Annotated in this window: 16 protein-coding genes; 12 read left to right on the top strand and 4 right to left on the bottom strand. The window is 69.9% G+C overall.

The window, feature by feature from the left end:
- Positions 1-13 precede the first annotated feature (13 nt).
- On the top strand, positions 14-1,192 hold the full coding sequence (locus tag F4554_RS26590; protein ID WP_179790114.1) for a baeRF2 domain-containing protein: 1,179 nt from the start codon (positions 14-16) through the stop codon (positions 1,190-1,192).
- Positions 1,193-1,253: 61 nt separating this feature from the next.
- Here the strand turns inward: F4554_RS26590 and F4554_RS26585 are convergent, their stop codons facing one another.
- The gene (locus F4554_RS26585; protein ID WP_179790113.1) at positions 1,254-2,549 is read right to left on the bottom strand and encodes an NAD(P)/FAD-dependent oxidoreductase; all 1,296 of its coding nucleotides are present in this window, start codon (positions 2,547-2,549) and stop codon (positions 1,254-1,256) included.
- A gap of 201 nt (positions 2,550-2,750) precedes the next feature.
- Positions 2,751-3,122 carry a VOC family protein gene (locus tag F4554_RS26580; RefSeq protein ID WP_179790112.1) on the bottom strand — a complete coding sequence of 124 codons (372 nt, stop codon included), beginning with the start codon at positions 3,120-3,122 and terminating at the stop codon, positions 2,751-2,753.
- Positions 3,123-3,366: 244 nt separating this feature from the next.
- Here F4554_RS26580 and F4554_RS26575 point away from each other — a divergent pair, with 244 nt between their 5' ends.
- From F4554_RS26575 to F4554_RS26555, 5 genes are all read left to right on the top strand, one after another.
- Complete coding sequence (locus F4554_RS26575) at positions 3,367-3,927, top strand: GNAT family N-acetyltransferase (protein WP_179790111.1); 561 nt, start codon at positions 3,367-3,369, stop codon at positions 3,925-3,927.
- The gene (locus tag F4554_RS26570) at positions 3,927-4,715 is read left to right on the top strand and encodes an N-acetyltransferase (RefSeq protein WP_179790110.1); all 789 of its coding nucleotides are present in this window, start codon (positions 3,927-3,929) and stop codon (positions 4,713-4,715) included. Before F4554_RS26575 ends, F4554_RS26570 begins: the two co-directional genes overlap by 1 nt.
- A 188-nt stretch (positions 4,716-4,903) precedes the next feature.
- Positions 4,904-5,776 carry a Rho termination factor N-terminal domain-containing protein gene (locus tag F4554_RS26565; RefSeq protein WP_179790109.1) on the top strand — a complete coding sequence of 291 codons (873 nt, stop codon included), beginning with the start codon at positions 4,904-4,906 and terminating at the stop codon, positions 5,774-5,776.
- A 21-nt stretch (positions 5,777-5,797) separates the two neighbouring features.
- Positions 5,798-5,977: a hypothetical protein gene (locus tag F4554_RS26560; RefSeq protein ID WP_179790108.1), complete on the top strand. Its 180-nt coding sequence runs from the start codon at positions 5,798-5,800 to the stop codon at positions 5,975-5,977.
- Positions 5,974-6,159 carry a hypothetical protein gene (locus tag F4554_RS26555; RefSeq protein ID WP_179790107.1) on the top strand — a complete coding sequence of 62 codons (186 nt, stop codon included), beginning with the start codon at positions 5,974-5,976 and terminating at the stop codon, positions 6,157-6,159. Before F4554_RS26560 ends, F4554_RS26555 begins: the two co-directional genes overlap by 4 nt.
- A gap of 4 nt (positions 6,160-6,163) precedes the next feature.
- Here F4554_RS26555 and F4554_RS26550 read toward each other — a convergent pair whose 3' ends face one another.
- Positions 6,164-6,868 carry a helix-turn-helix transcriptional regulator gene (locus F4554_RS26550; RefSeq protein WP_202889471.1) on the bottom strand — a complete coding sequence of 235 codons (705 nt, stop codon included), beginning with the start codon at positions 6,866-6,868 and terminating at the stop codon, positions 6,164-6,166.
- 261 nt (positions 6,869-7,129) lie between these two features.
- Between F4554_RS26550 and F4554_RS26545 the strand changes: the two genes are divergently transcribed.
- The 4 genes from F4554_RS26545 to F4554_RS26530 all read left to right on the top strand — a co-directional run bounded on the left by F4554_RS26545 (position 7,130) and on the right by F4554_RS26530 (position 11,354).
- Positions 7,130-9,241 carry an ABC transporter substrate-binding protein gene (locus F4554_RS26545; protein ID WP_179790105.1) on the top strand — a complete coding sequence of 704 codons (2,112 nt, stop codon included), beginning with the start codon at positions 7,130-7,132 and terminating at the stop codon, positions 9,239-9,241.
- A gap of 55 nt (positions 9,242-9,296) precedes the next feature.
- Positions 9,297-10,220, top strand: coding sequence for a phytanoyl-CoA dioxygenase family protein (locus F4554_RS26540; protein WP_179790104.1), 924 nt, complete (start codon positions 9,297-9,299; stop codon positions 10,218-10,220).
- 85 nt (positions 10,221-10,305) lie between these two features.
- Positions 10,306-10,890, top strand: a complete 585-nt coding sequence (locus tag F4554_RS26535; protein ID WP_179791788.1) for a TIGR03086 family metal-binding protein — start codon at positions 10,306-10,308, stop codon at positions 10,888-10,890.
- Positions 10,887-11,354: an HIT domain-containing protein gene (locus F4554_RS26530; protein WP_179790103.1), complete on the top strand. Its 468-nt coding sequence runs from the start codon at positions 10,887-10,889 to the stop codon at positions 11,352-11,354. The genes F4554_RS26535 and F4554_RS26530 overlap by 4 nt, the downstream gene beginning before the upstream one ends.
- Before the next feature lie 33 nt (positions 11,355-11,387).
- Here the strand turns inward: F4554_RS26530 and F4554_RS26525 are convergent, their stop codons facing one another.
- A complete protein-coding gene (locus tag F4554_RS26525; RefSeq protein ID WP_179790102.1) occupies positions 11,388-11,903 on the bottom strand; it encodes a mycothiol transferase in 516 nt (171 codons plus the stop codon).
- A gap of 226 nt (positions 11,904-12,129) precedes the next feature.
- Here F4554_RS26525 and F4554_RS26520 point away from each other — a divergent pair, with 226 nt between their 5' ends.
- Both F4554_RS26520 and F4554_RS26515 read left to right on the top strand, forming a co-directional pair.
- A complete protein-coding gene (locus F4554_RS26520) occupies positions 12,130-12,885 on the top strand; it encodes a phytanoyl-CoA dioxygenase family protein (RefSeq protein WP_179790101.1) in 756 nt (251 codons plus the stop codon).
- Between the two features lie 164 nt (positions 12,886-13,049).
- Positions 13,050-13,421, top strand: a complete 372-nt coding sequence (locus F4554_RS26515) for a glyoxalase superfamily protein (protein ID WP_179790100.1) — start codon at positions 13,050-13,052, stop codon at positions 13,419-13,421.
- Positions 13,422-13,523: the final 102 nt, after the last annotated feature.

Raw genomic sequence — 13,523 nt, 5'->3', positions numbered from 1 at the left:
GTAGCCGGTCGAAATGAGACTCTCCCCGCTGAACCAGATCTTCGAACGGCCCGGCCCGATCGTCACGGCCTATCTGGAGCCGGGAGCCGTCGACGCCAACTCCGAGACCAGCGTGGACCTTCGCTGGCGGGCCGTCGCCGAGCAACTGCTCGCCGACGGTGCCGACGAGCAGACGGTGGAGGCTGCCGGCAAGGCGGTGACCGAGCAGCCGCCCGGCCGCACCGCGGTCGAGGGGATCGTCGTCGTCGCCGCGAGCGGTGAAGTGTTGTTCACCGACTCCCTGCACGGCCCGGTCGGCGGCGACCACGTGTCGTGGGCGCCGTTGCCGCACCTGGCCGCCTACGTACGCGCGAACGCCGACACCCGCCGCTACGGCGTCGTGGTGGTGGACAGCTCGGGAGCCGACTTCGTGGTCCGTGGTGCCCCGGCCGGCGGTCACGGCGAGGGTGGGCACGGCGATGGCCACACAGAGGTCCGCGGAGAGCAGCGTCCGCTGAACAAGGTGCGCGGTGGTGCGCTGTCCAACCGGCGGATGCAGAACGCCGTGGAGGAGACCGCCGACCGCAACGCCAAGCTGGTGGCCGACAACATCGTCCGGCTGGTCGAGAGCGCCAAGCTGTCCAGCGTTCTGCTGGTCGGCGCGGTGGAGGCCCGGTCCCGGGTCGTCCACCACCTCCCGCACTGGGTCCAGGAGCTGGTGCGCACCAGCGACCGGGCGGGCAGCGGTGACGTCGACGCGGAGGCCGAGTCGGCGCTCGACGACGCTGTAGCCGAGATCGAACGCCTGATCCAGGACGACCTGGTCGAGCGCCTGCGCAGCCGGATGTCGGCCGGCACCGGCGCCGAAGGTGCGGCGGACGTCCTGCAGGCCCTGCGTCAAGGCGCGGTTGACACTCTTCTGCTGGCCGAGGAGGACCCGGACAACGGCAACGCGCCCGAGGGCTCCCGCCGGAGGATCGCGATCGGTGCCGGTGCGGCGGAGCTCGCGTCCGATGCGTCTGAGTTGCGGCGGCTCTTCACCGCCGGAGGCTCCGCCGACAGCGAAGTCTCGGTCAGCGAGGAGGCACTCGACGAGGCGCTGATCCGGGCCGGTGCCGCGTCCGACGCGGTGGCCGAGGTGGTCTCGGCGGAGGCAGGTCTGCGTGACGGCGTTGGTGCGCTGTTGCGGTTCGCCCCGTCCGAACAGGCATGATCGGCGCCGTACGCGGCGGCGCCGGCCAGATCCCTTTCAGCGAGGCCGGTGGCCTCGGAGGTCACTGCTGGTCGGACTCCAGCGGAACCGCGCTCGGACCGACCAACCCGAGCTTGACGACCTGCCGTCGCAACACCGCGTCGAGCGCCCAGTCGGCGGCGATGCGGATGCGGTTGGCCGGCACGCTCAGCAGGTGGTAGCCCTTCGTCACGGCCGCGGCGGGTGCGCCCGAGAGCGCGACACCGAGTGGGTTGGCGGCCGCGGACAGCCCGCCGAGGTCGACGACGAAGCCGAGATCGTGGTGCTTGTAGGGCTTCGGGCGCCCGTCGCCGAACGACGCGGCGACGTTGCGGGCCGCCGCCTTGCCCTGGCGTTCGGCGTGCTGGGCGGTCATCGCGGTGACCTGCCCGGGCCTGGTGAGGTCGGGTACAGCGGCGCTGTCCCCGCAGGCGAACACCTCCGGCCGGCCCGGGACGCTGAGGTACTCGTCCACCACCAGCCGGCCGTTCTCGGTGGGTTCGCCGAGGCTCTCGATGAGCGGGTCCGGGCGTACGCCGACGCACCACACCAGGGTCTTCGTGGGCACGAACTCCCCGTCGGACAACAGCACACCGTCGGCGGTGGCCTTCTCCACCGACGTGCCCGTACGGACCTCCACGCCACGCCGGCGGAGAGTGCGGTCGGTGGTGGCGGCCAGCCGCGGGTCCAGGCCGGGCAGCAGCCGGTCGGCGACGTCGACCAGCAACCAGCGCACCTCGCTCTCGTCCACGCCGTTCCTGGTACGGGCGACCTGCTTGGTCAGGAGCTGTCCCTGGGCGGCGACCTCGGTGCCGGTGTATCCCGCGCCGACGACGACGAAGGTGCACCGCGCCTCGCGCTCGACGGAGTCGGTGCAGCCGCCGGCGAGTTCGATCTGGCCGATCAGGTGGTCGCGAAGGCAGAGCGCCTCACCGACGCTCCGGAAACCATGTGCGTACTCACACACACCGGGGATGGGCAAGAGCTTGTTGACACTGCCCGGCGCGAGGACCAGCCGGTCGTAGGTGATCTCGTGCCGGCCTTCTTCGGGGTCGACGTAACTGACCGTACGAGTGTCCAGGTCGACACCGTCGACGGTCCCGAGCGTGAGGCAGGCGTCCCGAAGCGTCCGGGACAGCGGCACCGAGACCTGGCGCGGGTCGAGGACTCCCGAGGCCACCTCCGGCAGCAACGGGAGGTAGAGGAAGTAGTCGGTGGGGTTGATCACGACGATCTCGGCCCGGCCGCGAGCAAGGCGCTCCAGCTCCCTGGCCGCATGGAACCCGGCGAATCCCGCGCCCACCACGACGATCCGCGGGCGGCGGTTCGGTTCGGTCATCTCAGGGCTCCCTCGGGTCGACCTGCCTGCCGTGCCTGCGACCCTACGGCACCACCCAGGTTGTTTCGAATAGGTGCCCGCACGTCGGGTAGGCCGGAACGAGCGGGCTAACCGGGCCCCACAGCAGCGGGTGGGCTGCCGTGATCTGGCCGACAGCCCACCCGCGCCCGTTGTCTCCCGTGGGGTCGGTGGATTGCGGGCTCAGTCCGGGACGCGGGTCAGGATCTCCATGTTGTGTCCGTTGGGGTCGTCGAAGTAGACGCCCCGCCCGCCCCAGCGGTGGTTGATCTCGCCCACCTCCCGGTGACCCGGGTCGGCGTAGTAGGTCAGCCCCGCCTTCTGGATCCGCTCGAACGCCGCGTCGAACTCGTCCTCCTCGACGAGGAACGCGCAGTGCATGTGCTGGAAGTCCGAGGAGTTCGCGTAGTCGAGAGTCACGCCGTTGCTGACGGTCAGGGGCACGAACGGCTCGCTGTCCTCGCCGACGGCGACGCCGAGGATCGAGCCGAGAAACTCGGCGGACGCGCGCTTGTCGTGGGCAGGGACGATGATGTGGTTGAGCTGGATGCTCATCTGCTCTCCTCCTGCGGGTGACTGGCCGGAACTGACGAGTACCGGCTTTCGAATCTAGTTCGCGCGACCGGGTTCGGAAATCCGTTTGCGGGCTCTTCGCGCCGGTCGGCACGATGCACCCATGCGCTCGCGATGAGCTCGGCCTCGCCCATGGTCCGCGCCGTGCCCCGTCCGCACTTTCGGGCGATCCGGTCGGCGGCGGACCTGACCGTGCCTCGTCCCGACGCGCCGACAGGATCCCCACGTGTGTGCTTCGTTCCACGTTCGTGACTACCGCGACGCAGATGCCGCCGGCTGGCTGCGGTGCCGCCTGCTCAGCTTCTTCCCGACCGACTACTACGACGACGTGGTGACCCGGCGGCCGTCCTACGACGTGCCCGCGCTGCGCCGGGTCGCCATCGCCGGCACCGAGGTCGTCGGCCTGCTGGACGCGACGATCTCACCGCCGCGATCGACGATCGAGGTCCTCGCCGTCCACCCCGACCACCAGCGGCGCGGAGTCGCCGGCGCCCTCCTCTCCGGTGTGGTCGACGACCTCCGCCCGGATGGCGTTCGCGAACTCGACGCGTGGACGCGCGAGGACACCGCGGCCAACGCGTGGTACCGCCGATCGGGGTTCACCGAGCGGTTCAGCTATCTCCATGTCTACAAGGACTCCTCCGACGGCGGTGAGGGTTTCACCTGCCCAGAGGGACTGACCGGCCCGTTCACCGCGTTCTGCCAGGCGCCGCGCGAACTCGAGACCTCCGTACGTGCGAGGTTTCACCGGGTGTACGTGTGCCGGCAGTACGTCCGGGCGCTGTGATGGCGCCACCGGCGCCGGTGGCCCGAACGCTCCCGTCCGGCGCGACGATCCAGCTCAGCACGGTCGCCCAGCGGCCCGAGTTCGCCCACCCGCGACACGAGACCGGCTGGTGGCCGGACTTCATGCGGCACAACAACGTCTCCGACGCGTTCTACTGGCGGGCAGGTGAGGAGTTCCCGCACACCTGCGTCGTCGCGACCGAAGGGGAGCGAGCCGTCGCGTACGGCGTCGCCGTCCCGCTGGCGCTCGGCGGAAGGGATCGGGAGGCGTTGCCGGACGGTGGCTGGGAGAAGGCGTTGGTGTGGGCGTTCCACGACGCCGCCAACCCCGAAGCCCAACCCAACTCCGCCTGCGCGCTGGACGTCAGCGTGGCCGGATCCCTTCGCGGACAGGGACTTTCCCGGCTGATGCTCCAGGCGCTGAGGGTGGCCGTTCGCGACGCCGGGCTCGCCCGGCTGGTCGCGCCGGTGCGGCCGACCTGGAAGGACCGGGAGCCCCGCACCCCGATGGCCGCCTACGCTGCCCGCCTGCGTTCCGACGGTCTGCCGTACGACCCCTGGCTGCGCACGCACGTGCGGGCCGGTGGGCAGATCACCGGGGTCGCTCCCACCTCGTGGGTGGTGCACGGATCGTTGCGGCAGTGGCGGGAATGGACCGGCCTGCCGTTCGACCGGACCGGCGACGTGGACGTGCCGGGCGCGCTCGTCCCGGTGCACTGTGACCTGGACGGTGACCACGCCGTCTACGTCGAACCGAATGTCTGGGTCCGGCACGACGTAAGCAACTGAGGGAAATGTCCGGCGACGCTTCGCTGCCAATCCAGGGTTGACAGGCCGTGTTCCGCCGGGCACGCGCCCCGGCAACCGCAACGTGGGAAAACGTCGGACAGTGGCTGGGTACGCTGAACGTAACCGGGGGTGCGCGAACGCGTGGGGGAGAGATGGCGCGAAGTGGGGCAGTCCACTGGCTGTCGGAAATGGCGGCAACCGGGGTCAGGGAGCTGCCGTCGAACGTCTCGTGGGTGGTGACGCAGGCGCTCCATCCGTCGGACGGAGCCGCGGACGGTGACGGCGGCTCCGCGAGCCGGGCAATGGCCGGCGAGCGGGGCAAGGTGCCGTTGACGGGAGAATCGCTGGAGTCCCGGCTGAAGCGGGCTCGGTCGGCGAGTGAGAAGGCTCACCGGGCCGAGCAGGAGGCGCGCGCGGAGGCGAACCACGCCAAGGAACTCGCCGACGCCGTACGCAAGACGAACGAGCAGGGGCGAGCCCGGGTCCGCGACGCGAAGAGCGAGGCGGCCGAGGAGGTACGCCGCCGAGTGGAGGAGGCGCGCGAACGCGCGGACGCCATGGTCGAGGGCGAGCGCGAACGCGCGCAGGCCGACGCGGACGCGACGGTCCACAAGGTGGGCGAGCGGTTCGAGGGGGAGCTCGACAAGAGCCGGGCCAGGGCCGAAGCCGCGCAGCAGCGAGCCCAGGAGAAGATCGCGGAGGCCACCCAGCGACTGGCGCGGGCCCGCAAGCTCGCCGACGCCGCCGCCGAGGCCGCGCAGGCAGCCGCCGAGGCCGCCCGCGGGAAGGCGGAGGAGCTGGCCGCCGGTGAGGTGCGGCGCACGGCGGCGCCGAAGGAACGCCGGGCGGCCGAGGCGAAGGCGGTGCAGAAGAAGGTGGCCGGTTCGGGTGCCAAGGTGGCCCGGCAGATGAGCTCGGGGCGTACCGACCAGGACCTTCGGTCGATGACCAAGCCCGAGCTCGTCGACCTGGCCGGTGCGCTCGGCGTGGAGACCAGAAGCTCGATGAACAAGCAGCAGTTGCTGCGTGCGGTACGACGGGCGGCCCGCAAGGCGGCCTGACATCTCGGCGGGGGGACGAAGATGAAACTTTTGCACCGGAAGAGCAAGTGGGAGCAGGTGAAGGACCCGGTGGTCGCGAAGGCCAAGGCGACCGCGTCGGACAAGCGGACCCTGCGGGGCGGGCTGATCGCGGTGGGGGCCGCAGCCGGCGTGACGGCGGTGAGTTCGGCCATCTCCTCCCACCGGAAGAAGAAGGCGTGAGGCTGAGAACTGTCGCGGTCTTCGCCGCCGGCTACGTTCTCGGAACGAAGGCGGGGCGTGAACGCTATGCCCAGATCGTCGAGGGCGTACAGCGGGTGGCGCGGGAGGTCCAGGAGCGTCAGGCGGCGCGGGTGGCGGAGCAGAGTCGGTCGAAGCGTCCGCGTCGCGCCCGAGCCGAATAGGTGGTCAGGACGTGCCGGGCCGCCGCTGCTGCGCGCGGAAGTCCCGGGGTGCCATTCCTGTCCGTCTGGTGAACAGGCGCGAGAAGTACGCCGGGTCGTCGTGACCCACCCGGCGGCCGATCTCGGCAACGGTCAGGTCCGACTCGGCCAGCAACTCCTTGGCGCGGTTGAGCCGTACGCGCAGCAGGTACTCCTTCGGTGAACACCCACCGTCGCGGCGGACGACCCGGCGCAGTGCGCTCACCGACAGCCCCGCCCGGCGGGCGTGCTCGGCCACCGACCACGGCTCGCACGCGCTCTCTCGCAGTGTCGCCAGTACGGCGTCGTCGGCTCGGTCGTGGTTCTCGTTCTGGGCGGCGAGGATCAGTGCGTGCACGGCATGGGCCGCATCTACCTCGGCGCCGGCTTGCTGCTTGCGGCAGGCGGCGAGCAGGAGGTCCATCGCCGAGCGTGCCGGGAACGGATCGGTGAGGCGGACCACGGGCTCAGTGCGGGACAGGTATCCGAGGTCCTCGTACGCGTCGGCCGCCGGCCCCTCGAACAGCGTCCAGATCTCCTGCCAACCGCGACCCTGCGGGCCGTAGGAGTGTCGTACTCCCGGGAACAGCCAGAACATACTGCCCGCCGGGATCGCAGCTCGGCGGCCGCCTTCCCCCCACTCAAGCCAGCCCTCACCGTCGACCACGAGGACGGCGGCGTGTGACCGCAACACGCGAGGCGGGCACGGGTCCGGCTCCCACTTGTGTCCGGCTCCGAGGCACGCCAGACCGAGCCGACGTTGGACCGGGGTCGGTGTGAGGTAACGCGACCACCCTTGGACCACAGCACCCTCCCTCACCAAAAGTCCATGAACGTGAGCGGTTTGTCCATGTCTTCCCAGGTCGCGCAGGTACAGACTCGCACACGAAGGCGGACACGAAAGCCCAACCGCGTTCGCGCACTGCCGTCGTCGGAGGATTCGGGAGCGGTCATGGAGTCGAGTTCGGGCCTGAGCAGACGAACGCTTCTCGGGGCATCCGCCGCGGCAGCGGCGACGGCCACGCTGGCGGCGTGCAACGCGGACGGTGAAGCCGGTGGAGCTCCGACCAGGGCGGCGAAGCGCAGCAACGCCAAAGGTTCGTTCACCAAGCCGCTAGCGGTTCCGGACAAGCTGCGCGAGGCGCCCACATTGGCCGCCAAGGTGAAGGCCGGCGGCCTGCCGCCGCTGAGCAAGCGCGTCCCGGCATCGCCGTACGTCGTGCCACACAGGTGGCAGCGCCAAGGCGAGTACGGCGGAACCTGCTACCTCACCGCCGCCACCGCCGACGACGCATCCATCGGTCAGTACATGTACGGCCACTCGATCGTGCGGTGGCTCAACGACGGCATGGACGTCGGTCCGGGCCTGGCCGAGAGTTGGGAGTCCAACGCCGAGTTCACGCGATGGAGGTTCCACTTCCGCAAGGGGCTGCGGTGGTCCGACGGTGCCCCCTTCACCACCGCCGACGTCATGTACTGGTGGGAGGACACGGTCCTCAACGCCGAGCACCCGGAAGTGCCGCCGGAGGAGGCGGTTTCCGGCAAGGGGACGGTCGCGAAGATCACCGCTCCGGACGACCACACCCTGGTCCTGGAGTTCGACAGTCCGGCGGCTCTGACTCCCGACCGGCTCGCCGACACGGTGAACCGAAGCGTCGGCGCCGACTGGCTGCTCCCACGCCACTACCTCCGGCAGTTCCATCCGAAGTACAACCCGAAAGTCACCGCCAAGGACTGGTACGTCGAACACGACAACAAGGCCAACCACCTGTCGAACCCGGACTGCCCGGTGACGACCGGCTGGCAACTGTCGACCTACCACGAAGGACGCAACGCCGTCTGGGAACGCAACCCCTACTACTGGTGCGTGGACCAGGCCGGCAACCAGCTGCCGTTCATGGACCGGATGGTCTGGAACGCGGTGAAGGACGAGGAGGTGATGAAACTCCAGTACACCCAGGGCAAGGCGGACTTCGCCGAGGGGCAGCACACGCACATCAACCTGGCCGACGTGGAGGGTCTGAAGCAGTCCGCCGCACGCACCGGTGTTCAGGTGTGGTTCTGGGGGAGTGGCTCGGGCAGCGGCTCGATGTTCTTCTTCAACTACGACTATCCCGACGACGCGATGCGCGAGCTCATCCGCAAGCCGGAGTTTCGCCAGGCGCTCTCACACGCCTACAACCGTGCGGACCTACGTAAGTCGCTGTACTACAACACCGGGGAACTCACCACCGGAACACTCAGTCCGAAGGCGCCGGAGTTCCAGGTCGATGCGGAGAGCAAGAAGCTGTACCGCACCTGGCGCGACTCCTACGTCGCGTACGACCCGGACAAGGCGAAGGCGATCCTGGACCGGATCGGTGTGGTGGACACCGACGGCGACGGGTACCGCGAGAAGCCCGACGGCAGCAAACTTGTCGTACGGCTGGACTATCCGGCCGACACCGCGCGGGAGAACATTCGCAAGAACGACTTCCTGCGTCAGGGCTGGCAGTCGATCGGTATCCGTACGGAGATCAACCCGGTGCCTCCCACCTCCTGGTCGGACAGGTGGAACCGCGGCGAGCTGATGAGCAACACCGCGTGGGAGATCGGCGGCGGGGGGATCATGAGCTGGCCGTCCTGGGTGATCCCCACGATCCCCGACACCTGGGCACCGTTGCACGGGCAGGCGTACATTATGCGCAGCAGCGACCCGGCGGCCCTCCGCAAGGAGAGCGGCGTCAGCCCGTGGAAGCGGCGTCCGCCGTGGGTGCTGCCGGAGAAGGGCGGTCCGATCGAACGCCTGTGGAACCTCTACGACCGGGCGCGTCTGGAAACCGATCCGTTGCGGCGCAACCGGCTGCTGTGGGACATGTGCCGGGTGCACATCAAGGACGGCCCGTTCTTCCTCGGGGTGGTCGCCGACTACCCGCAGGTCATCCTCGTACACAAGGAACTGCAGAACGTTCCACGCCGGGAGAACCTCTTCCTGGGCGGGCAGATCAACACCTGGGACATTCCGGTGCCCGCCATCTACGACCCGGAGGCGTGGTTCTGGAGTGATCCGGGCAAGCACAGCTGACGGCCCGCCGCCGGCCACTCTTCCACGTCGATACGCCAACTCCAGAAGGAGCACCGTGACCGCGCCGACACAGACCTCGACCGCGCACTGGCCGCGCCTGTCCTCGCGAGGACGTGAACTCGACACGACGCCGACCGCACTGGGACAGCTGCGGGACTCCACCGATGTCGGAGGCGACCCGGGCAAGCTTCGGGAACGGATGGTCGAGGACGGATATCTCTTCCTGCCCGGCTTCTTCGACCCGGCCGACGTGGCGGCCGCGCGCAGGAGCGTGACCGACCGGCTGCACGAGGAGGGCCTCACCGATCCGGCGTCTCCGGCCGACCTCGCGGTCGCGCCGGCCGACTCGAACCTGACGTTCAAGCCGGATCTCGCCCATGACAACCCGTCCTTGCATCAGCTTCTGTACGGCCGGCACCTGCTGGGCTTCTACGAGTCCCTGCTGGACGGCCCGATCCGGCACTACGACTTCACCTGGATGCGTGCCGTCGCACCGGGACGTGGAACGGCACCGCATGGCGACGTGGTCTTCATGGGACGCGGGACTCACGACGTCTGCACCGCGTGGGTGCCACTGGGTGAGGCGGACTTCGAACTCGGCGGACTCATGGTGCTGGAGGGTTCGCACCGGCGGGCCGAGATCCGCGAGGACTACGCACTCCGCGACGTCGACACGTACTGCACGAACGCCGATCCGGCGGCCGATGCCGAGCCTCGGTGGAACGGCAGTCTGTCCGACGACCCGGTGGAGGTGCGCGAGCGACTCGGTGGACGGTGGCTGACGGCGGAGTTCCGTGCCGGCGACCTGCTGACGTTCAGCATCTACCTCGTGCATGCCAGCCTGGACAACCGTTCGAACCGGATCCGGTTGTCCTCGGACTCGCGGTACCAGCTCGCGTCCGAACCCGTCGACGAGCGCTGGATCGGCGAGGCCCCTGTCGGTCACGGCCCGCAGGCGAAACGCGGTCTGATCTGCTGAGCGCGGGGCGTGGACATCGCTGGGTCGGTTGGGCAGGGTGGTGCCTACGACCGACACGACCTTCGGGGAGGCCTTCGTGGGCAGGATGTTCGACCTCGGCCCGGCGACTCGCAAGCTTGCTGTTCTGGTGAGCGGGGTTCGCGACGACCAACTGCAGGCACGCACTCCGTGTGAGGGATACACCGTGGGCGATCTGCTCGACCACATCGGTGGCCTGTCGATGGCGTTCACCGCCGCCGCGCGCAAGGCGCCTCTGGAGGGTATGCCCGACGGCCCGCCGCAGTCCTCTGCGGACAACCTCGCCGCCGACTGGCGCGAGAGCATCCCGCGGCAACTGGAGGAGCTCGCCGCCGCCTGGTCCGACCCGGCCGCCTACGAGGGTCAGGCGCGGGCCGGCGGCCTCACTCTGCCCGCCCAGGTCGCCGGCATGGTGGCACTGGAGGAGTCCGTGCTGCACGGGTGGGACCTCGCCCGCGCGACCGGCCAGCCGTTCGACGTCGACGAGGACAGCGCGAAGGTGGTGTTCGAGTTCACCTCGATGGCGGCCTCCTCGGACCAGATGTCCAACCGTGAGGGCCTGTTCGGCGCGGTGGTGGACGTCCCGGCGGACGCCCCGATGTTCGACCAGGCGCTCGGCCTCAGCGGGCGCGACCCGAAGTGGTCCGCGTGAACCCGGGTGCGTGTTACACCTGCGACCGCGAGGCGGAGTTCGACCGGCTCCCGCCGCGGGAGGTGATCGGCTACGACGACCGCTGGCGCGTCGTGCACAGCACCGGCAGCGGACTGCTCGGCTGGCTGGTGCTGGTCCCGCGCCGGCACGTCATGGAGCTGGCCGAGCTGACCGCCGAGGAGGCGGCCGGCCTGGGCACGTGGCAGGTCCGATTGGCGCGGGCGCTGGCGGCGGAGCTCGGAACGCCCAAGACCTACGTCGCGGAGTTCGGCGAGGCACCCGGGTTCCACCTGCACTTCCACGTCGTGCCGCGTCCTGTCGACCTCGACCCCGACCTGTGCGGTCCGGGTGTCTTCGGTCTGCTCGGGCGTGGCGAGGCCGACGAGGTGAGTACGCACGAACGCGACGCGCTCGCGCGTCGGCTGGCGGCCAGGCTGCGCACCCCCGTGGACGCGGAGGTCTGAGCACCCTCGCCTGCGCCGCGTAAGTGCGGCCGCTCAGCTCGTACGGCGTTCCACCACACCGCGGATGAACGCGGCCTGGCCGGCGTGCTGGAGGTCGTCGTTGATCACGCTGACCAGGCGTACGGCCAGCGTCACCGGCGGGTCCCACGCCTCGTCCACCACGCGCGGAAGGTCCTCGTCGCCGAGTCCGGCGACGTAGGCGACCGTCGCCTGGTGAACGGCGTCGTGGTAGCCGGTCAGCAGGTCGGCCGAGTCGACCCGCACCTGCGCGACCTCCTTCGGGCTGTGGCCGTACCCCGTGGCGGACGGCTCGAAGGGCAGGTCGAAGCGCTCGAACCAGCTGTCGGCCGTCCAGACCTGTTCGGTTCCCGCGACGTCGGCGATGTGGTCGTCCTGGACCCTGGTCAGGTGCCAGACCAGCCAGGCGATCGAGTTGGCCTCGTCGTCCACGCGGAACGCGAGCTGCTCCGCGGACAGGCCATCCACGGCCTGGTGAACCGTCTCGCGGACCCGGTCGAACGCGTCCACCAGCAATTCCGAACTGGACATCCCGTCACTCCTCCGGTCGTCGGTCAGGGTCGTCCTATCTGTCGTGCTCCGGCAGCGGCCCGGCAAACCCCGGGACCGCCAGAACGTGCTCCGTCCGTTGACCCGTCGCGCTGGTCCGGGAACGCTGCGGAACGGCGGGATGTGGCCACGCGGGGACCGGGCCGGGCGTCGGTGCCCGATGGAACAATCGTTCGACGGTGCACTCGCAACCGTCCACGGAGGACACGTGAACGACCAGGACCGTTACCTGTTCGACCTGCAGGGCTACCTCACGATTCCCGACGCCATTCCGGCCGACCTTTTGCAACGCCTCAACGCCCAGCTCGACGAGATGACCGAGCGGGAGGCCGAGCCGGACATGCGCACGCACCGGTTCGGCGACCTGCTGGGGCGCGACGCGGCGTTCCGGACCCTGATGGACCTGCCGCCGGTGGTGGACGTGCTCGACGACGTCCTCGGCTCCGACTTCCGCCTCGACCACACCTACGCCGACATCATCCGTACCGGGGACGGCCCGATCGGTACGGTCCTGCACGGTGGCGCGGTGCCGTTCCGTGCGTCGGAGTACTACACGGTCACCCACGACGGCCGGATCCGCAGCGGTCTGGTCGCGGTCGGCTTCAACCTCAAGGACGTCGGCCCCGACGACGGTGGGTTCGCCTGCGTGCCGGGCAGCCACAAGAGCGCGTTCCCGTTCCCGGCCGACTGGAAGCAACTCGCCAACCAGCACCCCTGCGTACGCCGGGTCACCGGGCCGGCCGGCACGGCCGTCGTCTTCACCGAGGCGCTCGTGCACGGGACGCTGCCCTGGCGGGGTGCGGACGAGCGGCGGACGGCGTTCTACAAGTACAGCCCGGCGGCGGTGTCGTGGTCGGCGGGCTACTACGACGCCAACGACTACCCCGACCTCACCGAGCGGCAGCGCGCCATGCTGGAGGCGCCGAATGCGCGGTACGGCGGACGGCTCAAGGCTCGCGCCTGAGGGCCTGAGCTCCGGTCGGTCGGGTCGAACCTCGCAACCGATCCCGAACCACCTCGGTTTGAGGTCGGGAACTGGCCGGAATGACTCCTAACGTTGTTCCTGTGGGCGGCGGCGCTCCCGCCGTACGCCCGTGATCACAGGCTCAGCCGAAGGGAAGTCGTTCCATGGACTGGAAGCTCGAACTCGTCGCGGTCCCCGTGTCCGACGTGGACAAGGCCAAGGCGTTTTACGTCGACCAGGTCGGGTTCAACGCCGACCACGACCACGAGGTCAGCGAGGAGATCCGGTTCGTCCAGCTCACCCCGCCCGGCTCCGCGTGCTCGATCTGCATCGGCCGGGGAGTCACCGAGGCCGAGCCGGGCTCGGTCGAGGGTCTGCAGATCGTGGTGTCCGACGTCCACGCCGCGCACGCCGAGCTCAGCGGGCGCGGCGTGGACGTCAGCGAGGTGCAGGAGTTCCCCTGGGGTTCGTTCGTCTTCTTCGCCGACCCCGACGGCAACCGGTGGGCGCTGCAGCAACTCCCCAAGCGCGACTGAGGGTTCGGGGCTCTTCAGGGCGTGCGTGCGCACGAGGTCGTCGACCAGGCCGTCGAGCCGACCGCCGGCCTGGTCGACCAGCGGGAAGACCCGCACCTGCCC

Source organism: Actinopolymorpha rutila (assembly GCF_013407855.1).
Lineage (GTDB): Bacteria > Actinomycetota > Actinomycetes > Propionibacteriales > Actinopolymorphaceae > Actinopolymorpha > Actinopolymorpha rutila.
Note: the sequence above shows the minus strand (reverse complement) of the source record. Positions and strands in the feature narration are given on the sequence as shown.